Origin of the sequence: Verticiella sediminum (genome assembly GCF_007558815.1) — a bacterium.
GTDB lineage: Bacteria > Pseudomonadota > Gammaproteobacteria > Burkholderiales > Burkholderiaceae_B > Verticiella > Verticiella sediminum.
Genome location: NZ_VLTJ01000005.1, coordinates 78,836 through 103,536, shown reverse-complemented (window position 1 = coordinate 103,536; position 24,701 = coordinate 78,836). Strand labels below are relative to the sequence as shown.

Sequence of the window (24,701 nt, the reverse complement as noted above, 5' to 3'; positions counted from 1 at the left end):
TCGACAGCGGCGGGAACGAAAGCCTGCCGGGCGCCGCAGGGGGCGCCCGGTGCAACCGTCGATTGTAATCGTGCGCGCGCGCTTGCGCCGTCAGAACGACGAACCCGGCGTCTTGAGGAACTCGGCTTCGTCGGCCGTGCCGGCGCGGCCCAGCACCTGGTTGCGGTGCGGAAAGCGGCCGAAGCGCAGGACGATGTCGCGATGGCGATACGCGAAGTCGAGCGCGCTGCGGTGCTCGGGCGCCTGCGCGGCGAGCGCGGTGTAGAGCGCCACGCAGCGCTCCTGCAGCGCGATGTCCTCGGCGTGCATCAGCGGCAGGTAGACGAACTGGCGCTGCACCGGCGGCAGCATCAGGTCCCAGCCGGCGTCGATCATGCGCAGCGCCAGCTCGACGGCCGGCACGTCGCCGGCGTAGGCCCGGGGCGTGTCGCGAAAGACGTTGCGGGGGAACTGGTCGAGCAGCAGCACGCGGGCGAGCGCCCCCTCGGGCTGGGCCTCCCAGTCGCGCAGCCCGCCCGTCAGGGCCTGCTCGACCCAGGGGCCGAAGCGCTCGCGCACCTCGGCATCGAAGACCGGGTCCTTGGCGAACCAGGCCTGGCGCTGGCCCATGTGGCCGGGCTGACCGGCCGGCAGGAACCAGAAATCGAGCACCGACTGCCAGGGGGCCGTCATCGCGCCAGCCACCGTTTCAGGGCCTCGGCCACCTGGCCCGGCTGTTCGAGCAGAGTCATGTGGGCGGCGGGCTCGATCCACTCCAGCCGCGAGCCGGGCACGAGCTCGGCCATCTCCTCGGACAGCCGCGGCGGCGTCATTTCGTCGCTCTTGCCGCAAAGAATCGACACGGGCATGGTCACCCCCGCCAGTAGCTGCCGGTAGTCCTTGCGCTGCATCAGCGCCCGGCTCTGGCGCACGAAGGCATCCAGGCCCACCTGCCGCGCCATGCCACGCACGAGTCCGATCAGCACCGCGTCGGCGCGATGGTCCGGGTGCAGGTTGTTGCCGCCTCCGGCCACGATGGTGCCTTCGAAATCCTGGCTGGCCGCGGCGATCGCCTTCTCGCGGATCGCCGCCTGCTTGGGCGATTCGGTGCGCACCGACGTGTCGATGAACGCCAGCCGGCCCACCCGCGCCGGCTGCTGGGCCAGCATCTCGGCGGCCACGAAGCCACCCATGGAGAACCCGGCGATCGCCACCTTGTCGTACCCCTCGGCCAGCGCCCAGGCGCTGCGCGCCATCGCCTCGATGCTGTCCTGCGTCGTGAAGTCGGCGATCCGGATGTCGGCCACATCGCGCAGCAGCGGTGTGACGCGCGACCATGCCGTCTCGGTATTCAACATGCCCGGCAACAGCAGCAGGCAGGGTTTGCTCATCTTCCCGTCTCCTTGGTGAGGACGCCCTCAGGCGCCCGCGGCCGCGGCGGCCGCGATCAATGCATCCGCATCCTCCGGCCGGCTGGCGAAGGACGCCACAAAGCGTACCAGCATCTCGTGCGCGCCGAGGGCCTGCCCTTCGGGCAGCGTGTCCTCGGGCCAGTCGTAGAACACCGCGCCCTGCGCGCGCAGACGCTCGCCCAGGGCGCGCGGCAGCACGACGAACACTTCGTTGGCCTGCACCGGCCACACGCGGCGCACGCCCGGCACGCCATCCAGGCCCGCCGCCAGACGCGCCGCCACCGCGTTCGCTCCGTGCGCCAGCGCCAGCCAGTGTCCGTCGGCCAGCCAGGCGCCGAACTGGGCGCCGAAGAAACGGGCCTTGGCGGCCATCTGCCCGGCCCGCTTGACGCGGAACTCGAAGTCGCGCGCCAGCGCGGCGTCGAAGAACACCACCGCCTCGGCCATCAGCGCGCCGTTCTTGGAGGCGCCCAGGCACAGCACGTCCACCCCGGCCTTCCAGGTGAGTTCCGCCGGCGAACAGCCCAGGCTCGCCACCGCGTTGGCAAAGCGCGCGCCGTCCATGTGCATGCGCAGCCCGTGCCCGCGTCCGCACCGGGCCAGCGCCGCCACCTCGTCCGGCGTGTAGACCAGGCCGCGCTCGTTGGCCTGCGTGATCGACAGCGCGCGCGGCACGGCATGGTGCGGCGGGTGTCCCGTGTTGGCGAGGCGGGCCGCCACCACCTCGGGGGTGAGCTTGCCGGCGACGGGCGCGAGCGGCACCAGGCGCGCGCCGCCGGTGAAGAACTCGGGCGCGCTCGACTCGTCGGCCAGTACGTGCCCGTCCCGCTGGCACAGCACGGCGCCCCAGGGCGGCACGAGCGCGGCCAGCGCCAGCGAGTTGGCCACGGTGCCGGTGCTCACGAAGTATGCCTGCACCGGCCGCTCGAAGACCTCGCCCAGCGCAGCGAGCGCGGCCGCGCACCACGGGTCCGCGCCATACGAGGGCGCCGTGCCTTCGTTCGCCGCCTGGATCGCCGCCAGCACGCGGGGCGAGGCGCCGACCATGTTGTCGCTGCCGAATATCATTCGTCGTTCCTGCTGAGGGCAAAACGGTAGCCATGGCCGCGCACCGAACGGATCGGCAGTTCGACGCCGACCGATTCGGCCTTGCGGCGCAGGCGCGAGACGAGCATGTCGACGCGATGCAGTTCGTGCTCGCCGCCGGCCAGGGGATCGATGGCTTCGAGGATCTGCTGTCGGGAAGCCGGCTCGCCGCCGCGCCCGAGCAGGTGCACGAGCATGGCGGACTCGGACTGCGTCAAGCGCAACCGCCATGCGTCGCCGGGCGCAACCAGCGCGCGCTCGGCCACATCGACGCGCCAATCGTCGCTCTGGGCCGACGCACTGCGCGCCGTCGGCGTATCCGCCCCGGCCCAGGCCCGGCGCAGCACGGCCGTCAGCACCGCGGCGAGCTCGCGCAGGTCGACCGGCTTGACCAGGTAGGCGTCGGCCGCGCCCTGCAGGCCGCGGACGCGGTCCTCGATGGCGCTGCGCCCGCTCAGCATCACGATGCCGACCTGGCTCAGGACGCGCAGCCGCGCGGAGACGGAGAAGCCGTCCTCGTCGGGCAGGCCGACGTCGATGATGGCGACGTGGCAGGGCCGGCGTCCCAGCTCGGCGTGAAAATCCGCCGCCGTCGCACAGTCCCAGACGGCGAACCCCATCCGCTCCAGGCCCGTGCGCAGTTCCTCGCGCAGATCGTCGTCGTCCTCCAGCAGCCCCACGACGGGTTGCGCGCGGATAGCGGCCGGCAATAGCGCCGGTTCCGGCATCATGGTGTCTGAGCTCATGCGTGAGTGCTTTTCCTGCGTACGACGCCCGTGCTCCGCATGAAGGGCGAGCGCGTGGCAGACTTGGGCCTGCCCGGCGCATTGCGCGCGCGAACCGGGCCATCCGGACCGATCAAACCTCAAGAGTATGCCAGAACACTTTCGCGGCGCCCCGGGCGTCACTTTCGCCACCACGGGCGCCACCTCGCTGCTCATCGCATGGGCCGCCGGCGTGCTCGCCTTCGGCCTGGCCGCGCTCGCCCTCTTCGATCGGCTGGCGTGGGAGCTGGGCGCGATCGCCCTGGGCTACATCGCCCTGCTCTGCCTATGGCTGACCGGCGCCGTGCTGCGCCAGCGCAGCAGCGCAGGCCTCACGCAAGCCATGCGCCGGCAACTGCTCGAGAGCATCGAGCGCATCGCCGCGCGCCAGTTGCTGCGGCGCACGCAAACGCGGCAGGCCGAAATCGATGCGCGCAAAGCGGTACAGCGCAAGCTGCAGCAGCGCGTCGACCAGCTCTACCGCAGCGTGGCCGGGCAGTCCGACCGCCTGGCCATGATCGCGCACGAAATGCGTACACCGCTCAGCGTGATCGACATGGCCGTCGACGCGCTGGCGCACACCTCGCCGCCCCGGGAAGCGGCCTCCCAGGCGCGCCTGGCGCGCCTGCGCCGGGCCGCCGGGCGGCTGGCCCAGCTCGTCGACGAACTGCACCCGGGCATCGAACAGGCGGGCGCGGTGGCCCCCGACCTGCAGGCGGTGGCGCTCGCCCCGCTCGTGCGCCAGGTGATCGAGGCGCATGGCGCGCCCGGCTGGCTGCGCGCAGCGCACGTGGAAGACATCGTGCTCGAGGCCGACGCCGCGCTGCTCGAGATCCTGCTTTCCAACCTGGTGCACAACGCGCTCAAGTACGCGCCGGGAGCGCCGGTCGAGATGTCGGCCCGCGTCGACGGGGACGAGGCCTGCATCGACGTGCTCGATCATGGCCCGGGCCTGACCGAGGCCGAGCGCGAACGTGTGTTCCATCGCCACTACCGCGGCCGCGGCGCCGTCGGCCAGCCCGGCACCGGCCTGGGCCTGTTCGTGGCCCGGCGCATCGCCGAAAGCCACGGCGGCACGCTGCAGGCGCACAACCGCCCCGAGGGCGGATGCCGCTTCGTGCTGCGTATGCCGCTCAGGCGGCAGGCCGCCTGACGTCCATCACCGCGGCCAGGCCACGCTCGAAGTCGGCGACCAGGTCCGCTGTGTCCTCGATGCCCACGGAGACGCGGACCAGGCTGTCGGGAATGCCCATCTGCGCGCGCTTGACGGGCCCCATCTCGTGATAGATGGTGTGCGCGGCAGGCAGGGCCAGCGTGCGGCTGTCGCCCAGGTGCGTGGAGAGCACCACGATGTCCAGCGCATTGAGGAAAGCCAGGCAGTCCAGGCCTTCGGCCAGCTCCACACTGAGCAGCGCCCCGTAGCGCGGTTCGCGGCGGCCTTCGCCCACGCCGACCCCGAAATACTCGGTGGCCCGCGCATGCTGCGGATGCGTCGCCAGGCCGGCATAGTGCACCCGGGCCACGCCGGGGTGCTCGGCCAGCCGCCGCGCCAGCGTCAAGGCGTTGTGGCAGGCGCGCTCCATGCGCAGGGCAAGGGTCTCGGCGCCCACCGCGATGCGGTGCGCCGATTCGGACGACAGCGTCGCGCCCATGTCGCGCAGGCCTTTCTTGCGCAGTTGCATCAGGCCCCAGTTGGCCGGATCGCCCTTGCGGTACACCTCGCTGATGCCGGGATAGTTCGACCAGTCGAAGCAGCCCGTGTCGGTGATGGCGCCGCCCAGCGCATTGCCGTGCCCGCAGATGTACTTGGTGAGCGAGTTCATCACCAGCCCCGCGCCGTGCACTGCCGGACGATACAGGTAAGGCGTGGAGATGGTGTTATCCACGACGTAGAGCAGGCCGCGCTCGCGGCACAGCTCACCGATGCCCGCCAGGTCCGCGATCTGGGTGCCCGGATTGGCGATGGTCTCGACGAACACCATGCGGGTGTTCGGGCGTATGGCCTGGGCCACGGCCTGCGCGTCGGTGGCGTCGACCATCGACACCTCCACGCCCAGCGCCTGCAGCGTGCCCAGCAGGCTGTTGGTGTTGCCGAAGATGTACTGGCTGCTGACCAGGTGATCGCCCGCGCGCAGCAGCGTGGTGAACAGCGCCGCCAGCGCGCCCATGCCGGTGGCGAAGCTCACCGTGCCGCGCCCGCCCTCGAGCAGGTTGACCTTGGCCTCGAGCGCCGCCGTGGTCGGCGTGCCCTGGCGTGCGTAGGAATAGCCCGCGCGCGTGTTCTGGAATACCCCGACGAGGTCGTTGACGTCGTCGTAGCGATAGGCAGCCGAGGGATGCATGGGCTTGTGCACTGCGCCGTGTTCGATGTCGCCCTGGCGGTCGGCGTGCAGCACGCGGGTGGTGAGTCCGTAAGACATGATCAAGTTTTCCTGGCGCAGGGCAGGCGCTGCCCTGCTTTATCGACGGGAGGTGCGCTGGCGCACGGTTTCATACAGGCAGACGGCCGAGGCCACGCTGACGTTCAGGCTCTCGACCGCGCCCTGCATCGGGATGCGCACCAACTGGTCGCAGGTCTCGCGCGTGAGGCGGCGCATGCCCTCGCCCTCGGCGCCCAGCACCCAGGCGATCGGCCGGGTGGCGTCGACGTCGTAGAGCGTGTCGATGGCCTGGTCGTCGGTGCCGACGACCCAGACGTCGCGCTCCTTCAGGCTGCGCAGCGTGCGCGCGAGGTTGGTGACGGTGATGTAGGGCACCGTATCGGCCGCGCCGCAGGCCACGCGCTGCACGGTGGCGTTCAGGCCCGCGGCGCGGTCGCGCGGTGCGGCCACGGCGTGCGCGCCCGCCCCGTCCGCAGTGCGCAGGCAGGCGCCCAGGTTGTGCGGGTCGGTCACGCCATCGAGGATGAGCAGGAACGCCGGCGTGCCGTCCAGCTCGTCCAGGACTTCGTCCAGGTCGTGCGCGAGCGCGACCGCCTCGGCCGTGGCGAGCACCCCCTGGTGGCGGCCGCCCTTGGCCATGCCGTCCAGGCGCTCGACGGCGACCGGATGCACGCGCCGGCCGGCGGCCTGGAGCTGTTCGACGAGACTGGTCATGCGGCGATCGCGCCGGGTGGCGTCGACGTAGACCTCGCGGATCGTCTCCGGGCCGTGGCGCAGGCGCGCCGTGACTGCATGGAAACCGACCAGGAGCTGAGTGGAGGACATGAGGCGCGAAGTGGCGTTGAAAGCGAAGAATGAACGGAAGAACGGCGCGCGGCCGGCGGGCCCGCGCGCTGCGGTTACTGCAAACGGTCGTCGTCGAGGATGTCGGGCACCGGCATGACCGCGATGCCTTCCTCGAGCAGTGCCCGGCTCTCGGCCTGGCTGGCCGTGCCGCGGATCATGCGTTCGGGCGCATCGCCCTCGTGCATGCGGCGCGCCTCCTCGGCGAAGCGCGGGCCCACGTTCTCGGCGGCGCGCAGCGCCCGGCGCATCTGGCGCAGGACTTCGGCCTGCGCCTGGGACAGCTCGGCGTGCTGGGCGGGCTCGGCCTGCCTCGGCTCGCGCGCGCCGGAGACGTTCAGGCGCGCCGCGGAAGCCTGGCGCGAAACCTCTCGGCTGTCGCAGACGGGGCACTGCAACAGGCCGCGCTCGCGCTGGGTGTCATAGTCCTCACGCGAGGCGAACCATCCCTCGAAGACATGCCCGGCCGCGCAGGCCAAATCGAATACTTTGAGCGCCATGCAAATATTGTAAGCGATCGGCCGCGCGGCTGCCGTCCGGCCCGCAGGGTTCAGGACACGCCGCCGCGGCGCAGCCGCCGCGCGTCATCGAGCAGGGGCAGCAGGGCCACGGCCAGCAAGAGAGCGGCCAGGGGCAGCGTGGCGCTGAACCCCATGTGCGAGAACGCCAGCGCGCCCGCCACGCCACCGCCGAAGAAGGCCGCGAGCAGCGCGCCGAGCAGGCGCATGCGCTGGCGGTCGGCGCGCACCAGGGGATACTCGGCCTGGCGGTTGCGGTTCCAGTACACCCACTTGCCGAACTCGATGCCGAGGTCGGTGACGATGCCCGTCACGTGCGTGGTGCGTATTTCGGCGCGCGACACCTTGGTGATGAGCGCGTTCTGCAGGCCCATGGTGTAGCAGAGCAGCAGCACGGTGAGCGGCGTGTACCACCAGCGCACGGCGTCGATGAGCCCGCCCAACAGCCCGAACGCCAGGAGCAGCGCCGCCTCGATCACCAGGGGCAGCGCGTACTCGCTGTACAGGCGCTGGCGGCGCGCCCAGTTGATGCAGATCGCCGCCGTGGCCGCGCCCCCGACGAAAAAGCCCAGCGCGGCGAAGCCGCCCAGCACCAGCGGCACCTGCCACAGGGCCAGGGCATCGGCCATCGCCGAGATGATGCCGGTCATGTGCGAGGTGTAGTGGCCGATGGCGAGAAAGCCCCCGGCATTGGCCGCGCCGGCCACGAAGGCCAGCAGCACCCCGAGCCGCCGGTTGCCGCTCGGGGTGCGCTGCGGCCCCGCCATGCTGCGCATGAGATCGAGAAACACGCGTGAATCCTGCATGAAGCGGGCACCGCCGGCGGCCGCGAAATACGGACGGGCAGCATGCCCGACAAGGATGGTAGCACCGGCGCCCGTCCACTCCCCCGCCGGCCATGCCTCGCGCACCGGCTGCGCCCGGCCCTTGCGCCAGGACGGGCTGGCCTCGCTAGCCTTCCCCCTCGATGGATGAGTCCGGATACACCATAGCCCCTGCGGACGCTGGTGTGCCTGGCGCATCCGAGGCGCTTGCAAGCGCCGAGGGGGAACGGCTTGCGCTTTGAGCCGCGGTGATGCCGGCCCGGTATTCGGACGGCGTGACGCCGTGGACGCGACGAAAGGCACGGCTGAAGTTCGCCACGTCGGTGAAGCCGAGCTGATAGGCGATCTGCGAGACCGACGCATTGCGCTGCGCCAGCAGCCGGCGCGCGCGCGCATGGCGCGCCTCGATGGCCAGGTCGCGAAAGTGGCTGCCCTCCTTCTTCAGGCGGCGCTCGAGCGCCCGGGCCGAGATACCCTGCAGCCGGGCGCAGCCCTCCAGGGATAGCTGGCCGCCCTCGACCTCGTTCAGCACCATGCCCACCCATTCGGTCCAATCCATGGGGTCGTCCCGGCGACGCATCAACAGCTCGCACTGCTCCTCGGCGAGACGCACGGCGTGCGGGCTGTGGGTCGGCGAAGGCGCGTCCAGGCTCCAGTTGTCCACCACCATGCGGACCTCGGGTACGGACGACGCGCCGAAATGCACGCGCGCCGGCGCCAGCTCCCGGTAGCGGTAAGCATGCGGCGGTGCCTTCATCGGCAGATAGATGTCATAGGGCACGTGCGGGTCGCGCAGCAGGGGGCGGCAGTGCGTGTGCGCGGACACGGGCAGCAGTTCCAGCATCTGGTTCAGCGTCTGCCCGCGCATGGGCAGCGCGGGCCGGTAGACGATCTCGGCGTGCCGGCCCGTGCGCTGGTAGACCATCCGGAACATCGGGTTCATCAGCGTGAAATAGCGGGCACTCTGGCGCAGCCCCTGGTCCAGGGTGGGGTACGACATCAGCGCGTATCCCAGGATGCCGTGGGAGTTCTGCCGCAGCCGTCGCCCCCACTCGAAGCCGAAGTCGCTGCGCCCGGTCACGCACACGGCGCGGGCCAGCAGATGCTCGAACTGCGGCGGGGTGAGGGCGAAATGGGTTTGCCTGAACTGCCCGGGATCGATGCCGCTTTCCCGCACCAGGGCGTCCAGCGACGTGCCGGCCGCCTGAAGACAATCTTCCATCAACAGGAAGTAGCGGGCGGGCACCAGGGGGCGGGCAATGGTGGGCATCGGAAGCGGCCGGCGGGAATCTGTCGGGAAATGATAGTTCGCACCTTGAAAATGACAAGACCGCGCGCGAACCCTTTCCTATAGTAGGCGTGGCCGCCCGCGCGACGGGCTGCGCCCATGAAAAAAGAAGGAGACAACGCATGCAAGACGATGCATGGCAAACCCTGGCCCGTTCTGCCGGCGACGCGGCCTGCGCCGCAGCAGGTGCGCTGCATGGCGCTTCGCAGGAGACCAGCTCATGACCTTGCCCGCCGACGGCGAAACGTTCGACTTTCTCATCGTCGGCGCCGGCATCTCCGGCATCGGTGCGGCCCACTACCTGCGCGAGCGCTTCCCCGAAAGCCGGTTCGCCCTGCTCGACGCCTTGGAGGGCTTCGGCGGCACCTGGTGGACCCACCGCTACCCGGGCGCCCGCTCCGACAGCGACCTCTACACTTATGGCTATGGCTTCAAGCCCTGGCGCGGACGCTCGATCGCCATGGCCGACGAAATCCGCGCCTACCTGGGCGAGGTGATCGAGGAGGACGGCCTGGCGCCGCACATCCACTACGGCCACCAGGTGAGCGCCGCCAACTGGTCGTCCGCGGATCGGTGCTGGACGCTGCAGGTCACGCGTACCGGCTCGGGCGAGACGCTGACCCTTGCCACCCGCTTTCTGTGGATGTGCTCGGGCTACTACGACCACGCCCAGGGCTACACGCCGCCATGGCCGGGCCTGCGCGACTTCCAGGGCCAGATGGTGCATCCGCAGCACTGGCCGCAGGACCTGGACTGCAGCGGCAAGCGGGTAGTGGTCATCGGCTCGGGCGCCACCGCAGCCACGCTGATCCCGGCGCTGGCCGGGCAGGTGGAACACATCACCATGCTGCAGCGTTCTCCGACCTTTTTCTCCGCCCAGCCCTGGTCGCACGAGCTGGAGGCACCGCTGCGCGCGCTCGACCTGCCCGACGAGTGGATGCATGAAATCCTCAAGCGCGCGCACCTGGCCAGGAGCGCCGAGGTGGTGCGCATGTCCTTCGAGCACCCGCAGGAGCTGCGCGCCTACCTGATCGACCAGATCCGCGGCCACCTGCCCGAAGGCTTCGACGTGGACCGGCACTTCAACCCCAGCTACCGCCCCTGGCAGCAGCGCGTGGCCCTGGTGCCCGAGGGCGATCTATTTGCCGCCATCCGCAGCGGCAAGGCCTCGGTGGTCACCGACACCATCGAGCGCTTCGACGCCACGGGCATCCAACTGACCGGCGGCCAGCACCTCGATGCCGACATCATCGTCACTGCCACCGGCTTCAACCTGAAGCTCTTCGGGGGCGTGCCCTTCAACCTTGACGGCGAGCCGGTGGACTTCACCCGGCACGTCACCTACCGGGGCGTGATGATCGAGGGCGTGCCCAACATGGCCTACCTTCAGGGCTATTTCCGCTCTAGCTGGACGCTGCGCGTGGACCTGGCCTGCGAGCTGATCTGCCGCATCGTCAAGCATATGTACCAGCAAGGCCGCACGGTGGTGGTGCCCACGATCGCCGGCGAAGATGCCGGGATGCCGCGCCGGCCATGGATCGAGCCCGAGAACTTCAACGCCGGCTACGTGATGCGCGCCCAGGAACGCATGTACCGGCAAGGCGATCGCCACCCCTGGCGGCACGATCTGGAGTACGACGAAGAGCGCGCCATCCTGCCTGCCGTGCACCCCGGCGAAAGCGCACTCGCCTACCGATGAGGCGCCGCCTTGCGCCCCGACTCGACCACCCTGACCGAGACTTCTTCGATGCCTCTTGATCCCGACACCACCGGCGTTGCGCAAATGACTGGACTGGATGGAAAAATAGCACTCGTGACCGGCGGCGCTTCGGGCATCGGCCGCGCCACCGCGCGCGCGATGGCGGCCAACGGCGCGACCGTCGTGATCGGCGACCGCAACCTCGACGGCGCCGAAGAGACCGCGCGCGGGTCCGCGGGCAGGATGCAGGCCATGGCGCTCGACGTGACCGACGAGGCGCAGTTCGCCGAAGTCATGTCGACGATCGAGCAGCGCCATGGCCGTCTCGACATCCTGTTCAACAACGCGGGAGCCGGCGGCACGCCGCTCGGCATCGCGGATATGGAGATGGCTGCGTGGGACGCAACGATGTCGCTGCTGCTGGGCTCGGTCGCGCTGGGCACCAAGCTGGCCGTGCCGCTCATGAAAAAGGCAGGGGGCGGCTCGATCGTCAATACGGCGTCGGTGGCGGCACTGTCGGCAGGCAATGCGCCCCTCGCCTATTCGGTGGCAAAGGCCGGTGTCCTGCATTTCACGAAAGTCGCCGCCGCCGAGCTTGCCCGCCACAATATCCGGGTCAACGCGATCTGCCCGGGGCTGATCCTGACCGGGATCTTCACCGCGAGCTATGCCGCCGAACAGCCCGAACTCGCCGCCGAAATGCAGGAGTACCTGACCCACACAGCCCCTTTTACCCAGCCGCTGCGCAAGCCCGGCATGCCCGAAGACGTCGCCCAGGTGGTGATGTTCCTCGCGAGCAACGCCGCGGCGTTCGTGACCGGGGCGCACCTGCTGGTCGACGGTGGCCTGATGGTCGGCCCGCGGCACAGTTGGGACCCCGATTTCCAGCGCCCTCCCGACCACCCGCTCAACAAGATGCAGGCGGGCTGAACACGCAGCGGCGGGCGCCTGGGGCCTGCTGACGCCATGGCCCTGATGCGCCGGTGAGTTCCCACACCACCGCTACGCGGCGGCGCTGCCCGCGTCGACAATCTTCAATTGGTTGGTGCCCGAGGCCGGAATCGAACCGGCACGGCCGCGAGGCCGAGGGATTTTCGTACCACTTCGGCTTTCGCCGCCGCGGCCTTGCGCCGCGTTCGTGGTCTGGAGCACGCCTTCACCCTAGCCTCGCGGCCTTAGGTGCCCGCCGTCTGCTCTCTACACCTTCCCGCGGCCTGGATGGCGCGGGCTTGGCTCGGCGTTGGCGCGGCACTCGGGCCAGGGCGTTCGCCGAATTTGACGGGCTACACCTCGCCGGTTTCCCCGCGAGGGCTCAAATAGTCTTCAAGTCCCTTGTGTCTACCGATTTCACCACTCGGGCAGCGGCAAAGGCGCGATTCTAGCAAGAAAGCCGCGCCTACCCGGTGCGTACGTTGCCGCGGCGTCAGGCCGAGCGCGCCTGCGCCGCCTCGCGCGCGGCGCGCGCCGACTCCTGCAGCGCGTACCGGCCGGACAGGCAGGCGAGCGTGCCGGCGGTCGCGATGATGGCCAGCAGCGAGGTGGCGTTGCCCGAATCCCAGGCGCTCACGGCCAGCCCGATCACCGTACCGCTGGTGAACTGCAGGGTACCCAGCATCGCCGAGGCCGCGCCCAGGCGCCCGCCCTGCCCCTGCAATGCCAGCGCCGCGCTGTTGGGGCCAACGAAGCCCTGGCAGGCCATGTAGGCCATGATCACCGCCACGAAGAGCGGGACAGTGAGCCAGCCCGCGAGCGACAACGCGAGCCCGGTCAGCCCGACCAGCGGCAGCACCCAGAGCACGACGCGCACCACGCGCTGCGGATGCAGGCGGGTGAGCAGGCGGGCATTGACCTGCGAGGCCACGGTCATGGCGATCGCATTCAGCGCGAAGAGCAGGCTGAACATCTGCGGCGACAGGCCGAAGTACTCGATCAGGGTGCGCGGCGCGCCCACCACGTACGCGAACAGGCCGCCCATCCCCAGCCCGCCGGCCAGCGCCATGAAGAGGAAATGGCGATGGCGCAGGAGTTCGCCGTAGGTGACGAACATCGAGCGCAGGTTCACCTGGACGCGGCGCTCCGCGGGCAGCGTCTCGCGCATGCCGAAATGCAGGGCCACCAGCAGGCCGGCACCGATCAGGGCGAGGATGCCGAACACCGCCCGCCAGCTCGCCACCAGCAGCACCTGGGCGCCGAGAATCGGCGCGAGCACCGGCGCCACGCCGATCACCAGCATGAGCAGCGACATGGCGCGCGCGGCGCCCTGGGTGTCGTAGTGATCGCGGATCACCGCGCGCGGCACCACCATGCAGGCGCTGCCGCCCAGCGCCTGCACGACGCGCCAGACGGTGAGCGTCTCGATCGAACTCGCCGTCGCGCACCCGATCGACGCCATGGTGAACAGAGCCAGCCCCACGTACAGCGGCGCCTTGCGTCCGAAGCGATCGCTCGCCGGCCCGTAGAGGAGCTGCCCGGCCGCCATGCCGATCAGGTACAGCGCGAGCGTGCGCTCGACCGCGCCGGGCGGCGCGGCAAGCGCCTCGGTCATGGAAGGAAAGGCCGGGAGGTACATGTCGATGGCCAGCGGGCCGGTCATCGTCAACAACCCCATCAGCGCGAGCCAGCGGCTCATACGGGGGACTGCGGGACTCATCGAAAACACCTTGATGCGAAAGCGCGGCACACCAGCGTGCCGGCGGCGCCGAACGGCACGGCAGCGCACCGCGAGGGGGCTCTGCCGCGCGATGACGGCCAGCCGCAGTGTACGGCACGTTGCGATATCGACACTGTTGGCCCGTCCCCGCTTTTGAGGCATTGGCCGAATTTGGATACGATTGCTGGCAAGGATGTTGCTGGTTTCGCTTGCTTGCTAGGAGATGTTCCGTGGTCAATCCCATACTCGCGTCGGTGGAGAAGAAGCTCGAACAGATTCCGTTCCCCCTCCAGGTCGTCATGCCTGACGGTTCCACCGTGGGAGACCCGAACTTTCGCGTGCGTCTGGTCGTCAAGGATTTCAAGTCGCTTGCCCGCGTCGCCTCGGGCAACATCGGCCATCTCGCCGAGGACTACGTCGAAGGCCGGGTCGGCCTGGATGGCAACATGCGCGACGTCATGGCCGCGGCCCAGGTGCTGCTGCCCCACTCGCCCATCGACGGTTCGCATGCGCACTGGCTGGCCTCGCTCTTCAAGCGCGGCATCTCGATGGCCAGGCACACGATCGATCGGGACGCCAAGCAGATCGAGTTCCACTACGATCTGTCCGACGACTTCTATGCGCTCTGGCTGGATCCGCGCCGGGTCTATTCCTGCGCGTACTACCCCACGCCCAAGAGCACGCTTGCCCAGGCCCAGGAGGCCAAGCTCGATCTCATCTGCCGCAAGCTGCGCCTGCGCGAGGGCGAGCGCTTTCTGGACATCGGCGCCGGCTGGGGCGGCCTACTGCTCTGGGCCGCCGAGAACTACGGCGTGGACGCCACCGGCATCACGCTCTCGCGCAACCAGCACGCCTACGTCAACCGCCTGATCGAGGAGCGCGGCCTGTCGGGCCGCGTACGCATGCTGCTGCAGGACTACCGCACGGTGGAGCCCACGCAGCCCTGGGACAAGATCGCCTCGGTGGGCATGTTCGAACACGTCGGCCGCGCCCGCCTGGACAGCTACTTCACCCGCGTACGCAACCTGCTGCGCCCGGGCGGCCTGGTCATGAACCACGGCATCACGGCCGGCGGCACGCGCAACACCCAGCTCGGCGCGGGCATGGGCGACTTCATCGAGAAATACATCTTCCCCGGCGGCGAGCTGGTGCACGTCGGCCAGGTCATGGAGTCGGTCACCAACGGCGGGCTGGAGGCGGTCGACGTCGAGAACCTGCGCCCGCACTATGCGCGCACGCTGTGGGCCTGGAGCGACGGGCTCGAAGCGCAACTGGAGGCGGCGCATCGCATCCTGCCCGGCGAACAGGGCGAGAAAGCCATCCGCGCCTACCGCCTGTACCTGGCCGGCTGCGCCATGAGCTTCGAGCACGGCTGGATCTCGCTGCACCAGGTGCTGTGCCAGACGCTGCCCACCGGCGCCAGCAACGAACTGGACGAACCCGCCGACCGCGAGTATCCGTTCCGCCGCGACTACATGTACCAGCCGCGTCTCGATCCCCAGCCTGCCGAGGCCGCCCCTCCGAAGGCGCCGCAGGTGGCGGCGGCCTGAATCGCGGCCGGCAGCAGGCCTTCGGCCGCGGTGACGCGCCCAAGGCGGATTTGCCTCGCTCGCGCTCGCCCAGGCGAGCGAGGCTTGCGCTGGCCGATCCTCAACGCCGGGCCGCGCTCTCCACGCCCGGCACTTCGCTCAACGCAGTGAGCGCGCGCGAGAGCTGCTGGCCGTTGTTGATCTCCAGCGTGAACGCCATGCGCGCCGTACCCTGGCGGCTGATGGTGTTCACGCCCACGACGTTCAGCCGCATGCGCGCGAACACTTCGGACAGATCGCGCAGCAATCCCGCACGGTCCTGCGCGGTCACCTGCACGTCCACCGGATACACGGTTTCGCCGGTCTCGCCCCAGCTCACCTCGATCACGCGTTCCGGATGGCGCCGAGAAAGCTCGGCGAAGCTCGGGCAATCCGCCCGGTGCACCGACACACCCCGCCCGCGCGTGACGAAACCGCCGATGGCGTCGGGCGGCGCCGGCCGGCAGCAGCGCGCGAGCTGAGTGAGCAGCGAGTCCACACCCACCACCAGCACGCCGCTCTTGCCGCTGCGCTCGGTGCTGTCCGGGCGCGCCTGGCGCGCCACCACCTCGTCGGCCTCGAGCTCGGCCGCGCCTTCGTGGAACACCTGGTCCAGCGCGCGCAGGCTGAACTCGTCCTTGGCCAGCGCGATGTGCAGGTCGTCCGCGCAGGCAAAGCCCAACTGCTGGGCGAGCTGCTCCAGGTTGACCGCGGTCTTGCCGCGGCGCTGCAGCTCCTTCTCGAGCATCGCCTGGCCCTGGGCCGTGCGCTGCTGCATCTCGATGGCGTTGAACCACTGCCGCACCTTGGCGCGCGAGCGCGAGCTGGCCAGGTAGCCGAGCTGGGGATTGAGCCAGTCGCGCGAGGGGCCGCCCGACTTCGCCGAAATGATCTCGACCGTCTGCCCGGTCTTGAGCTGGGTGTGCAACGGAACCATGGCACCGTCGACCTTGGCGCCGCGGCAGCGATGCCCCAGATCGGTATGCACGTGGTAGGCGAAATCCACCGGCGTCGCCTTGGCGGGCAGCTCGACCACCCGCGCCTGCGGCGTCAGCACGTAGATGCGGTCGTCCTCGACCTTGGGCGCGGCGCCCGTGGCCGGCACCTCGCCCGCCTGCGCCGCCTGCTCGCTGCCCCAGGCCAGCAACTGGCGCATGAAGGCCAGGCGCCGGTCGTACTCCGAATCGGCGCGCGCCTGGCCCCCCTTGGCACCGGCCTCCTTGTAGCGCCAGTGCGCCGCCACCCCGTACTCGGCGAAGGCGTGCATGTCGCGGGTGCGGATCTGCACCTCGAAGGGCCGGCCCTGGCCGTCGCGCACCACCGCGTGCAGCGAACGGTAGCCGTTGGGCTTGGGACGCGCGATGTAGTCGTCGAACTCCTGGGTGACGGGCGCGAAGAGTTCGTGCACTAGGCTGAGCACTGCATAGCAGGTGCGCTCGTCGGCCACGATGACGCGCATGGCGTGCACATCGTAGAGATCGGAGAAGGCCAGGTGCTTGGTGCGCATCTTGTTCCAGATGCTGTAGATGTGCTTGGGCCGGCCGAACACTTCGGCCTCGATGCCCTGCTCGCGCAACGCGCTTCGCAGCCGCTCGGTGACTTCGCCGATCAGCGCTTCGCGCCCGGCGCGCTTGTCCTCCAGCAGGCTGGCGATTTCCTTGTAGCGGATCGGCTCGAGAAAGCGAAAGGCCAGATCCTCGAGCTCCCACTTGATCTGCCACACGCCGAGCCGGTTGGCCAGCGGCGCGTAGAGATCCAGCGTTTCCACGGCCAGCGCCCGCTCCGGCGGCTGCTTGTGAGCGGCATGCCAGCGCAAGGTCTGCAGGCGCGAGGCGAGCCGCATCAGCACGATGCGGATGTCCACCGCCATCGCCAGCATCATCTTGCGCAGCTTCTCGACCTGGGGTTCGTCGCCGGCGTGGTGCCCCGACTCGCGGGCGGCCTGCCCCACGCGCAGCACCGCGCGATAACCCCGCGCGAGACGGGCCACCTCGGCCCCGACCGCCTGCGCCAGCGGGTCGGCGCGCGAGCGCGGCGCGGCCTCCTCGCCCAGCAAGGCGCCCGCCACGAACGCGGCCGCGCGCGTGGCGCCATCGGTATGCATGCCGGCAAGGATGCCGACCAGGGCCGCGGCATGCTCCACCGTGGGTTCGCCGGCGCCGCCGGTCATATCGCGCATGCGCGGCAGCGCCCAGCCGATCGAGCGTTCCAGCAGCGCTTGCGCCTCCGGAGCCAGGCCGGAAAAGGCGGTGCTCTGCCAGTCCAGGCTCAGAGCGGGGTGATCGGGCACTGCGGGATTCATGACGGCGACGACGAGAAGGTGAGGACGGAACCTGGCCAAGGCTATCGAACGAGGGCCGGCATCCAGCATCAAATGTAGCATTGAGGCTGTATTTCAATACCCCGGGATTACGCATGTTCAAATGGCTCATGGGCCGCGGCGCGAACGCGCGCGACGTCGCGCGCACCGCCGCCCGCATTCCGCCCGAGGCCTGGCGCGGGCTGCTCGAGCGCCACCCCTTTCTGCGCGGGCTCTCGCCGGCCGAGACCGAGGCGCTGCAGCAGCGCACGGCCTGGCTGCTCGCCAGCAAGTCGTTTGCGGGGGCCGCCGGCCTCGCGGTCACCGATGAAATCATGCTCGCCATCGCCGTCCAGGCCGCCCTGCCCGTGCTCGGGCTCGATCCGGCACTCTACGAAGGCTGGCGCGAGATCATCGTCTACCCCGGCGGCTTTCGCATCCCGCGCCAGGACATGGACGAGGCCGGCGTCGTCCATGAGTACGTACAGGACGCTTCCGGCGAAGCCTGGGACGGCGGCCCGGTGATCCTGTCCTGGGAGGATGTCGGCCGCAGCGACGGCGCGATGAACGTCGTGATTCACGAGTTCGCGCACAAGCTCGATCTGCAGGCGGGCGAGGCCGACGGCATGCCGTGGCTCGGACGCCACCCGGCGCTGTCGGCGCGCCAGTGGCGCCGGGTGCTGGACGAGAGCTATGCGCGTTTCGTGGATGCGGTGGACGCCGTCGAAGCGGCCATCCCCCGCGACGTGGACCCGGAAGGGCCCGAGGCCGACGCCTGGTATGCCGCCCTGCCCCTGGACCCCTACGCGGCCACCGACGAAGCCGAATTCTTCGCCGTCAGCTCGGAAGCGTTTTTCGTCGATCCCGAACCGTTGGCGACGGCGCTGCCCGATTGGTATGGGTTGTTGCGCAGCTACTATCGCCAGGATCCGCTGCTGCGGCTGCGCGCGTCCGGACTCCCGGCGCCCGGCGGCACCGACGACAGCTAGCGCTGCTCTGCCTCGCCGCCGGTGCCGCCAGGCGCCGGGTCCGGCTCATCGGGGTTGTATGTTTCCCTTGGAGACGATCGCCTGGTAGCGCGCCTTTTCTTCTTCCTGGAAGCGCTGCATCTGCGCGTGATCGAAGTTCAAGGGAATGAGGCCGCTCTCCTGAAAGTAGTTCTTGACCTGCGCACTGTCGTGCGTCTCGCCCAGCGCGGCTTCGAGCTTCTCGAGGGCGCCGGCCGGCGTCTCCTTGCGCACGACGAACGAGGTCCAGGGCGTCATTTCGAAGCCGGGGTAGGTGTCGCTCACGAGCGGCACCTGTCCCAGCGCCTCTGGCCTCGTCGACGAAGCCAGGCCCAGCACGCGTAGTTGCCCATCGCGGATCAAAGGCAGCGCTCCGCTGATGTCGATGAATCCCATCTCGAGGTGCCCCCCGATGAGGTCCGAGATGACGTTGCCGGCACCCTTGTACGAGACATTCTGCGTCTGGCTGCCGGATTGCAGCGCGAGCGCGGTCACCGCAAGTTCGTAGATGGCTGCGTATGTGCCGATATTGATCGGCCTGCGCTCGGCCTTTGCCGCGGCGGCGGCTTCGGCCAGCGTCTTGTAAGGCGATGCCTGGCCGACGACGAATGCGGCAGGCGCTTGCGCGATACCGCGCACATGGATGAAGTCGTCCGGGTCGTAGTTCAGGCTCTTCGTCACGAAGGGATTGATGACCATCGGCGAGCCGCCCGCCATGCCGATCGTATGTCCGTCCGCGGGCGCGACCTTCAGCGCGTGCATGCCAATGGCTGCGTTGGCGCCCGGCTTGTTCTCGACCACTACGCTCTGCCCCAGGCTCTTGGATAGCTGGTCCGCGAAAATCCGGGCCTGCGCGTCCGATGAGCTCCCGCCCGCATACGGAACGATGAGCGTCAGCGGCTTCGATGGGAAGCGCTCCTCGGCGAGCGCACCGGTGGCAACCATGGCGGCGATCACGCCGATGAATATCCTGCGTTGCATAGCCTCTCTCCTTGTTCCGTCGCCCTCACGGGATACCCACCCGCCGACGATCGGATATTTATGGTCGTTGGGCGTCCCCGGATGGCGGACGCCCGCTTTGGGGGCAAGCGCCGCCGGAGCGGCGGATCAATAGGATTTGGGCAGTCCCAGCACTTTTTCCGCGATGAAGCACATGATCAGTTCCGGGCTGATCGGCGCGATGCGCGGGACCATGATCTCGCGCATGTAGCGCTCGACCTGGAACTCCTTGGCGTAACCGAAGCCGCCATGCGTCATGACGGCGCGCTCGCAGGCGCTGAACCCCGCCTCCGCGGCCAGGAACTTGGCCGCGTTGGCGGCCGCGCCGCAAGGCTGGTCGTTGTCGTACAGCCAGGCCGCCTGCATCACCATGAGCCAGGCCGCCTCCAGCTCCATCCAGTTGCGCGCCAGCGGATGCTGGATGCCCTGGTTCCGCCCGATGGGCCGGTTGAAGACGATGCGCTCCTTGGCATAGGCGGTGGCGCGCTCGAGCGCGAGCTTGCCCAGACCGACAGCTTCCGCCGCAATCAGCACGCGCTCGGGATTCATGCCGTGCAGGATGTACTCGAAGCCCCTGCCCTCTTCGCCGATGCGGTCCTCCAGCGGCACCTCGTAGCCTTCGAAAAAAAGCTCGTTGGAATCCACGCACTTGCGACCCATCTTCTCGATCTCGTGCACCTGCACCCGGGTGCGATCGAAGTCGGTGTAGAACAGCGACAGCCCCTGCGTCGGGTTGCGGACCTCCTCCAGCGGCGTGGTGCGCGCCAGCAGCAGGATCTTGTCCGCGACTTGCGCCGTCGAGATCCAGACCTTGGTGCCGTCGACGACGTACCGGTCATCCCGGCGCGTCGCGCGCACCTTCAACTGTGTGGTGTTCAGCCCGGTATTGGGCTCCGTGACGCCGAAGCAGGTCTTGACCTCGCCGCGCGCCATGGGCGGCAGCATGCGGCGCTTCTGCTCCTCGTTGCCGAACACCACGACCGGGTTCAGCCCGAAAACGTTGATGTGCACCGCCGAAGCGCCCGACATCCCCGCGCCCGATTCGGCGATCGTGCGCATCATGACGGCCGCATCCGCGATCCTCAGGCCCGAGCCGCCATATTCTTCGGGGATGCAGATGCCCAGCCAGCCGTCCCTGGCCAGGCTGGCGGCGAACGCCTCGGGAAACCCGCCTTCCCGGTCCCGCTCGAGCCAGTATGCGTCGTCGTACTGGCGGCAGATTTTCTCGATGGAGTCGCGAATCGATTCCTGTTCCGTTGTGAGCTGGAAATGCATCTGGGTCTCCGTCGGGGCGCACAGCCCCTGCCATCCCGTGGCGCAGTGGTCGGAACGAATGGCGGTGGAGCGCCTGAGGTTTAGGCCCCAGCCAACCATTCTCTATTATGAACTTATTGTCCATGATAGAGAATGATGAGACAGGCTGCAAGCCGATTTTCATGTCTTTGAATCGTCAACCAGGGATTGCACACCATGGCGCTGGATGAAGACTGCGAGCGAGCACCCAACCTCGAAGACGGATCCAAACGCATCATTCACTCCCATGAACAAAGAGCGTTTTATTCATGCTCATGAATGGGTGTTAAGATCGCGCCGGACGCCCGCGCAAGGCCAGCCCCGTCGACCCTTCGCTGTGCCGCATCGCCGCGGGCCTCGCTCGGGAGGAAAAGAAACGTGGATGTCCGTCAAGTCGTCAACGCCCTGGAACTGCTGGAGTACTTCGCGGATAGAGGGCGTCCGGCGACGCTCGCCGAGGTCTCCAAACACTTTGGCTGGCCGCGCTCGAGCACCTTCAACCTGCTGGGCACCCTGGTCAATCGCGGCTACCTGTACGAGCCGCGCGCACGCGAGGGCTATTACCCCTCGCCTAGCTGGTGGTCGCTGATCCAGCGGATCGACCGCGCTGCACCCATAGCCAGCGAGCTGCAGGACCTGATCACGACCCTGTGCCGGCGAACCGATGAGACGGCCGTCCTGGCCGCTACCAGCGGCATGCACGCCGTCTTCATTGCGGCCGCGGAATCGCGCCAGGCCATCCGCTACACCGCCGCGGTCGGCAAGCTCGTCCCGATTCACGCGACGGCCACCGGGCGCGCCCTGCTGTCGCAGTTGCCCGAACACGAACGCGGCGCGATCCTGCGGCGCGCCGTGTTCGAGCGCTACACGCCCGCCACACTGCTCAGCGTCGATGCGGTGGAAAAGGAGATCGCGCTATCCCTGCAGCGCGGCTACTTCGAGGGCGCGAGCGAATACACGCACGACCTCGGCGGCATCGCCCTGCCGCTGCACGTGGCCGATCGGCACCTCGCGGTGCTGGTCGCCGGCCCGGCGCATCGGGTGCATCCGCGCCAGGCGGAGATCCTGCAGATCATGCAGGAAGAGATCGACCGCCACCTGCCCGGCGCGCTGCCGGGCGAAACCCGGGAGAACGGGAACACGGCGGCACCGGGCTGATCCCGCAAACCGTACCGGCGCCGCATCGGCCAACCGGACGACGCCGGATCACAGACTGCGTGGGCGCTGCGTGCCCCAGGATTCGGCCATCGCCGCACCGCCTTCGCCGGGCTCGGGAGGACGGCCCGGCATCGCAGGGTCGCTGCGCGAGAAGCGTGGCGCAGGCGCGGGTTGCAGCACGCCGTCCACCGCCAGGAAGGAGCGCCGTCCGGCATTGTGGCGATGGGCGCCCACCTCTTCGGGAGCCAGCACGGGTGTGACGCAGGCATCGCTGTCTTCGAGCAGCGCGCACCATGCGTCACGCGTACGCTGCGCGAAGAATTCCGCGAGCGCCTCGCGCAGCCTGGGCCAATGGACGGGGTCGTCATCCAGGAGCAGCGCCAGCGGAAAGCCGGTGCGTTCCGCGAAGACGCGTCTGAACCTGCGTTCGATGGCGCCGAAGGCCACGTAGCCGCCGTCGCTGCAGCGGTACACATCGTAGAAGGGCGCGCCGCTGTCGAGCAGGTTCTCCCCGCGCGGCCGCGGCGCCAGGCCCGCCGCCCGCATCCCGAAGAAGGACGACATGAGCAGGCCGGCACCCTCCACCATGGATGCATCGATGACCTGGCCCCGACCGGAACGCGCACGCTCCACCAGCGCAGCCGCAATGCCGAACGCCAGCAGCATCGAGCCGCCGGCATAGTCGCCGACGAGGTTCAGCGGTGGCGTCGGCGGCCCGCCGGCACGGCCGATGGCATGCAAGGCCCCGCTCAGCGCGATGTAGTTGATGTCGTGTCCGGCGCGCGCGGCGAGCGCACCCCGCTGGCCATAGCCCGTCATGCGGCCGTAGACCAGCCCCGGATTGGCCGCCAGGCACTCGTCCGGCCCCAGCCCCAGCCGCTCCATGGCGCCCGGCCGAAAGCCTTCGATCAGGGCGTCGGCGTGGGCCAGCAGGTCCCGCGCCGTCTCCAGGGCCTCGGGCTGCCGCAAGTCCAGCACCAGCGACGCCTTGCCCCGATGCCCGACCTCGCAGCGCCGCGGCCGGGGGATACCCAGCTCGCCACTGTCCGGGCGCTCGATGAGCAGCACGTCGGCGCCCATGTCCGCCAACAACATGCCGCAGACCGGCCCCGGCCCGATACCGGCGAACTCGACGATACGGACGCCCGCCAAAGGGCCCCGCGGATAGCGTTCGATCATGCCCCGCTCCCTTGCCTGCACCTCAGCCCGGCCTCGAGCGCGTCCCTGAACTGCGGCGCGGCGATGGCGATCAGTCGCCGGGCGCGCTCGCGCAGGGGCACGTCGCGCAGGTGCGCGACGCCGTACTCGGTCACCACCACGTCCACGTCCGCGCGCCCGATCGTGGCCGGGTGCCCGTCCAGCGATGCGACGATGCGGCTGGCCGCGCCGCCCGCGGCCGTCGCCGGCAGCACTGTGATGGAGCGCCCACCGGCCGACGCGCGCGCCGCCCGCGCGAAATCCAGCAGCCCGCCGATTCCGCCGCGCTGGCGTCCCTGCACTTGCTCGCAATTGACCTGCCCGCTCAGGTCCACTTCCAGCGCTGCGTTGATCGCGTGCAGGCGCTCGGCATGTCTCAGCGCATCGAGGCCATGCGTCTCGTCGCTGTGCCGCACGTGCACCGCGGCGTTGCGATGCACGAAGCGGTAGCTCGACGGCCCGCCGCATACCGTATTGGTGACGCTGATGCCGGCATCCCGCGTCTTGCGGCTGTTGTCGATCACACCGGCCTCGATGAGGCGCACGCCGGCGTCGCCCAGCACCCCGGAATGCAGGCCCAGCGCACGATGGCCGCTCAGCGCGTCCAGCGTGGCGTCCGGCAGCGCCCCCACGCCGACCTGCACAACGGCCCCGTCGGGCACCAGGCTGGCGACATGCGCTGCGATCGCCTGCTCCACCGCGCCCAGGCGGGGGGGCGCCAGCGTCAAGGGCGGATAAGCGGCCTGTACCCAGGCATCCACCCGAAGATCGCGCGGCCAGGGCGTGCCATGCGTCCACGGCGTCGATGCGTTGACCTCCACGATCACGGCACGCGCCCTGCGTGCAGCGTCGATCGCATAGTCGCTCGCCAGGCCGAAACTCAGCGTGCCGTCCTGCGCCCGCGCTGCCTGCAGGAGGGCCACGTCGGCCCGCAGCGCACCTTGCGCGAACAGCGCCGGCAGGCGGCTGTAGCGCTCGGGCAGCACATCGAGCGCGCCCCGGTCGGCGATCGCCGCGGCGCGGCCGATGGCCCCATAGGACAGGAAGCGCATGTGCTGCGGCGCATGGTCGAAGGCATCGCCAAACAGCGTACCGACGAAGACCTGCGTGGGCAGCCGGCGCTCCGCGCACTCCTCGACCAGGCGGCGCGTAAGGGTCAGCGGCTCGGCGCAGACCTGTGCGCACACGACGTGATCGCCGGGTTGCAGCAAGGCGCCGAAAGCGAAGCGGTCGGCCTCGATGCAGGGCGCCTGGCTCATGGCGCGGCGTCCACGGCCTGCGCGTCGCGCTTCATGAAGGCCGCGCGCAGGCAGATGCAGACCACCTCGCCGCGCTGGTTGATGCCCCGGTGCTCGAACTCCACGATGCCGGCATCGGGGCGGCTGTTCGAAGCCCGCTTGGAGACCACCGTTGTCTGTACATGCAGGGTGTCGCCCGCGAACACCGGCTTGGGAAAGCTCACTTCCTTCATGCCCAGATTGCCGATGGTGGTTCCCAGCGTGGTTTCGTGCACCGACAGCCCGACCACCAGCGCCAGCGTGAACATGCTGTTGACCAGCGGCTTGCCGAATTCGGTCTGCGCCGCGAACTCGGCGTCCAGGTGCAGCGGCTGGGGGTTCATGCTGAGCACCGTGGCCAGCAGATTGTCGGTCTCGGTGATCGTGCGCGTGACGGAGTGCCTGAAGACCTGCCCTACCTCGAACTGATCGAAATAAAGTCCTGCCATGCGGATTCCC

General features: G+C 69.4%; 22 protein-coding genes. 6 read left to right on the top strand and 16 right to left on the bottom strand.

All coding sequences use genetic code 11. The annotated features are described in order from the left end of the window. Positions 1–90: 90 nt before the first annotated feature. Genes FOZ76_RS03255 through FOZ76_RS03240 form a run of 4 tightly spaced genes read right to left on the bottom strand, consistent with a single transcriptional unit; the run spans position 91 to position 3,223 of the window. Entirely contained in the window at positions 91–672 is a 582-nt protein-coding gene (locus FOZ76_RS03255) for a DUF924 family protein (RefSeq protein ID WP_143946691.1), read from the bottom strand. Then, positions 669–1,370 (bottom strand): alpha/beta fold hydrolase, encoded by a 702-nt coding sequence (locus tag FOZ76_RS03250; protein ID WP_143946690.1) that lies wholly within the window; start codon positions 1,368–1,370, stop codon positions 669–671. Before FOZ76_RS03250 ends, FOZ76_RS03255 begins: the two co-directional genes overlap by 4 nt. A gap of 27 nt (positions 1,371–1,397) precedes the next feature. Beyond that, positions 1,398–2,459, bottom strand: a complete 1,062-nt coding sequence (locus tag FOZ76_RS03245; protein WP_143946689.1) for a threonine aldolase family protein — start codon at positions 2,457–2,459, stop codon at positions 1,398–1,400. Then, the gene (locus FOZ76_RS03240; protein ID WP_246129270.1) at positions 2,456–3,223 is read right to left on the bottom strand and encodes a response regulator transcription factor; all 768 of its coding nucleotides are present in this window, start codon (positions 3,221–3,223) and stop codon (positions 2,456–2,458) included. Before FOZ76_RS03240 ends, FOZ76_RS03245 begins: the two co-directional genes overlap by 4 nt. Positions 3,224–3,350: 127 nt before the next feature. Here FOZ76_RS03240 and FOZ76_RS03235 point away from each other — a divergent pair, with 127 nt between their 5' ends. Continuing rightward, entirely contained in the window at positions 3,351–4,394 is a 1,044-nt protein-coding gene (locus FOZ76_RS03235; RefSeq protein WP_143946688.1) for a sensor histidine kinase, read from the top strand. Here the strand turns inward: FOZ76_RS03235 and FOZ76_RS03230 are convergent. From FOZ76_RS03230 to FOZ76_RS03210, 5 genes are all read right to left on the bottom strand, one after another. Then, positions 4,375–5,661, bottom strand: a complete 1,287-nt coding sequence (locus FOZ76_RS03230; protein WP_425473227.1) for a cystathionine gamma-synthase family protein — start codon at positions 5,659–5,661, stop codon at positions 4,375–4,377. The genes FOZ76_RS03235 and FOZ76_RS03230 overlap by 20 nt on opposite strands. Before the next feature lie 39 nt (positions 5,662–5,700). Then, positions 5,701–6,447: a 23S rRNA (guanosine(2251)-2'-O)-methyltransferase RlmB gene (rlmB, locus tag FOZ76_RS03225; RefSeq protein WP_143946687.1), complete on the bottom strand. Its 747-nt coding sequence runs from the start codon at positions 6,445–6,447 to the stop codon at positions 5,701–5,703. Between the two features lie 74 nt (positions 6,448–6,521). After that, the gene (locus FOZ76_RS03220; RefSeq protein WP_143946686.1) at positions 6,522–6,965 is read right to left on the bottom strand and encodes a DUF1178 family protein; all 444 of its coding nucleotides are present in this window, start codon (positions 6,963–6,965) and stop codon (positions 6,522–6,524) included. Positions 6,966–7,015: 50 nt separating this feature from the next. Continuing rightward, the gene (locus tag FOZ76_RS03215; protein ID WP_246129269.1) at positions 7,016–7,789 is read right to left on the bottom strand and encodes a YoaK family protein; all 774 of its coding nucleotides are present in this window, start codon (positions 7,787–7,789) and stop codon (positions 7,016–7,018) included. A 145-nt stretch (positions 7,790–7,934) separates the two neighbouring features. Then, entirely contained in the window at positions 7,935–9,077 is a 1,143-nt protein-coding gene (locus tag FOZ76_RS03210) for an AraC family transcriptional regulator (protein WP_143946685.1), read from the bottom strand. Positions 9,078–9,315: 238 nt separating this feature from the next. Here FOZ76_RS03210 and FOZ76_RS03205 point away from each other — a divergent pair, with 238 nt between their 5' ends. Together FOZ76_RS03205 and FOZ76_RS03200 are read left to right on the top strand one after the other, a co-directional pair. Continuing rightward, entirely contained in the window at positions 9,316–10,794 is a 1,479-nt protein-coding gene (locus FOZ76_RS03205; protein WP_143946684.1) for a flavin-containing monooxygenase, read from the top strand. Between the two features lie 48 nt (positions 10,795–10,842). Beyond that, positions 10,843–11,724 carry an SDR family NAD(P)-dependent oxidoreductase gene (locus tag FOZ76_RS03200; protein ID WP_342781859.1) on the top strand — a complete coding sequence of 294 codons (882 nt, stop codon included), beginning with the start codon at positions 10,843–10,845 and terminating at the stop codon, positions 11,722–11,724. A 493-nt stretch (positions 11,725–12,217) separates the two neighbouring features. Here the strand turns inward: FOZ76_RS03200 and FOZ76_RS03195 are convergent, their stop codons facing one another. Continuing rightward, positions 12,218–13,423 carry a multidrug effflux MFS transporter gene (locus tag FOZ76_RS03195; RefSeq protein WP_211365978.1) on the bottom strand — a complete coding sequence of 402 codons (1,206 nt, stop codon included), beginning with the start codon at positions 13,421–13,423 and terminating at the stop codon, positions 12,218–12,220. Between the two features lie 263 nt (positions 13,424–13,686). Between FOZ76_RS03195 and FOZ76_RS03190 the strand changes: the two genes are divergently transcribed. Further along, the gene (locus FOZ76_RS03190; RefSeq protein ID WP_170235274.1) at positions 13,687–14,994 is read left to right on the top strand and encodes an SAM-dependent methyltransferase; all 1,308 of its coding nucleotides are present in this window, start codon (positions 13,687–13,689) and stop codon (positions 14,992–14,994) included. Positions 14,995–15,094: 100 nt separating this feature from the next. On the opposite strand, the gene FOZ76_RS03185 is transcribed toward FOZ76_RS03190, so the two are convergent. Further along, positions 15,095–17,314: a RelA/SpoT family protein gene (locus FOZ76_RS03185; RefSeq protein WP_143946683.1), complete on the bottom strand. Its 2,220-nt coding sequence runs from the start codon at positions 17,312–17,314 to the stop codon at positions 15,095–15,097. A 113-nt stretch (positions 17,315–17,427) separates the two neighbouring features. Here FOZ76_RS03185 and FOZ76_RS03180 point away from each other — a divergent pair, with 113 nt between their 5' ends. Beyond that, positions 17,428–18,300, top strand: a complete 873-nt coding sequence (locus tag FOZ76_RS03180; RefSeq protein WP_143946682.1) for a M90 family metallopeptidase — start codon at positions 17,428–17,430, stop codon at positions 18,298–18,300. Positions 18,301–18,345: 45 nt separating this feature from the next. Here the strand turns inward: FOZ76_RS03180 and FOZ76_RS03175 are convergent, their stop codons facing one another. After that, positions 18,346–19,299, bottom strand: coding sequence for a Bug family tripartite tricarboxylate transporter substrate binding protein (locus FOZ76_RS03175; RefSeq protein ID WP_143946681.1), 954 nt, complete (start codon positions 19,297–19,299; stop codon positions 18,346–18,348). Between the two features lie 126 nt (positions 19,300–19,425). Continuing rightward, positions 19,426–20,592 carry an acyl-CoA dehydrogenase family protein gene (locus FOZ76_RS03170; protein WP_143946680.1) on the bottom strand — a complete coding sequence of 389 codons (1,167 nt, stop codon included), beginning with the start codon at positions 20,590–20,592 and terminating at the stop codon, positions 19,426–19,428. Positions 20,593–20,988: 396 nt separating this feature from the next. Between FOZ76_RS03170 and FOZ76_RS03165 the strand changes: the two genes are divergently transcribed. Continuing rightward, positions 20,989–21,768, top strand: a complete 780-nt coding sequence (locus tag FOZ76_RS03165; RefSeq protein ID WP_143946679.1) for an IclR family transcriptional regulator — start codon at positions 20,989–20,991, stop codon at positions 21,766–21,768. A 48-nt stretch (positions 21,769–21,816) separates the two neighbouring features. On the opposite strand, the gene FOZ76_RS03160 is transcribed toward FOZ76_RS03165, so the two are convergent. From FOZ76_RS03160 to FOZ76_RS03150, 3 genes are read right to left on the bottom strand one after another with little or no spacing between them, the layout of a single operon-like run. Then, entirely contained in the window at positions 21,817–22,947 is a 1,131-nt protein-coding gene (locus FOZ76_RS03160) for a CaiB/BaiF CoA transferase family protein (RefSeq protein ID WP_143946678.1), read from the bottom strand. After that, positions 22,944–24,224 carry an acetyl-CoA hydrolase/transferase family protein gene (locus FOZ76_RS03155; protein ID WP_143946677.1) on the bottom strand — a complete coding sequence of 427 codons (1,281 nt, stop codon included), beginning with the start codon at positions 24,222–24,224 and terminating at the stop codon, positions 22,944–22,946. Before FOZ76_RS03155 ends, FOZ76_RS03160 begins: the two co-directional genes overlap by 4 nt. Then, a complete protein-coding gene (locus FOZ76_RS03150) occupies positions 24,221–24,691 on the bottom strand; it encodes a MaoC family dehydratase (protein ID WP_143946676.1) in 471 nt (156 codons plus the stop codon). The genes FOZ76_RS03155 and FOZ76_RS03150 overlap by 4 nt, the downstream gene beginning before the upstream one ends. Positions 24,692–24,701 lie beyond the last annotated feature (10 nt).

What these genes read in the sequence shown, in the direction of transcription:
- FOZ76_RS03255 (WP_143946691.1), bottom strand. Translation starts at nt 672, where the DNA reads ATGACGGCCCCCTGGCAGTCGGTGCTCGATTTCTGGTTCCTGCCGGCC.
- FOZ76_RS03250 (WP_143946690.1), bottom strand. Translation starts at nt 1,370, where the DNA reads ATGAGCAAACCCTGCCTGCTGCTGTTGCCGGGCATGTTGAATACCGAG.
- FOZ76_RS03245 (WP_143946689.1), bottom strand. Translation starts at nt 2,459, where the DNA reads ATGATATTCGGCAGCGACAACATGGTCGGCGCCTCGCCCCGCGTGCTG.
- FOZ76_RS03240 (WP_246129270.1), bottom strand. Translation starts at nt 3,223, where the DNA reads ATGAGCTCAGACACCATGATGCCGGAACCGGCGCTATTGCCGGCCGCT.
- FOZ76_RS03235 (WP_143946688.1), top strand. Translation starts at nt 3,351, where the DNA reads ATGCCAGAACACTTTCGCGGCGCCCCGGGCGTCACTTTCGCCACCACG.
- FOZ76_RS03230 (WP_425473227.1), bottom strand. Translation starts at nt 5,661, where the DNA reads ATGTCTTACGGACTCACCACCCGCGTGCTGCACGCCGACCGCCAGGGC.
- rlmB (WP_143946687.1), bottom strand. Translation starts at nt 6,447, where the DNA reads ATGTCCTCCACTCAGCTCCTGGTCGGTTTCCATGCAGTCACGGCGCGC.
- FOZ76_RS03220 (WP_143946686.1), bottom strand. Translation starts at nt 6,965, where the DNA reads ATGGCGCTCAAAGTATTCGATTTGGCCTGCGCGGCCGGGCATGTCTTC.
- FOZ76_RS03215 (WP_246129269.1), bottom strand. Translation starts at nt 7,789, where the DNA reads ATGCAGGATTCACGCGTGTTTCTCGATCTCATGCGCAGCATGGCGGGG.
- FOZ76_RS03210 (WP_143946685.1), bottom strand. Translation starts at nt 9,077, where the DNA reads ATGCCCACCATTGCCCGCCCCCTGGTGCCCGCCCGCTACTTCCTGTTG.
- FOZ76_RS03205 (WP_143946684.1), top strand. Translation starts at nt 9,316, where the DNA reads ATGACCTTGCCCGCCGACGGCGAAACGTTCGACTTTCTCATCGTCGGC.
- FOZ76_RS03200 (WP_342781859.1), top strand. Translation starts at nt 10,843, where the DNA reads ATGCCTCTTGATCCCGACACCACCGGCGTTGCGCAAATGACTGGACTG.
- FOZ76_RS03195 (WP_211365978.1), bottom strand. Translation starts at nt 13,423, where the DNA reads ATGAGCCGCTGGCTCGCGCTGATGGGGTTGTTGACGATGACCGGCCCG.
- FOZ76_RS03185 (WP_143946683.1), bottom strand. Translation starts at nt 17,314, where the DNA reads ATGAATCCCGCAGTGCCCGATCACCCCGCTCTGAGCCTGGACTGGCAG.
- FOZ76_RS03180 (WP_143946682.1), top strand. Translation starts at nt 17,428, where the DNA reads ATGTTCAAATGGCTCATGGGCCGCGGCGCGAACGCGCGCGACGTCGCG.
- FOZ76_RS03175 (WP_143946681.1), bottom strand. Translation starts at nt 19,299, where the DNA reads ATGCAACGCAGGATATTCATCGGCGTGATCGCCGCCATGGTTGCCACC.
- FOZ76_RS03170 (WP_143946680.1), bottom strand. Translation starts at nt 20,592, where the DNA reads ATGCATTTCCAGCTCACAACGGAACAGGAATCGATTCGCGACTCCATC.
- FOZ76_RS03160 (WP_143946678.1), bottom strand. Translation starts at nt 22,947, where the DNA reads ATGATCGAACGCTATCCGCGGGGCCCTTTGGCGGGCGTCCGTATCGTC.
- FOZ76_RS03155 (WP_143946677.1), bottom strand. Translation starts at nt 24,224, where the DNA reads ATGAGCCAGGCGCCCTGCATCGAGGCCGACCGCTTCGCTTTCGGCGCC.
- FOZ76_RS03150 (WP_143946676.1), bottom strand. Translation starts at nt 24,691, where the DNA reads ATGGCAGGACTTTATTTCGATCAGTTCGAGGTAGGGCAGGTCTTCAGG.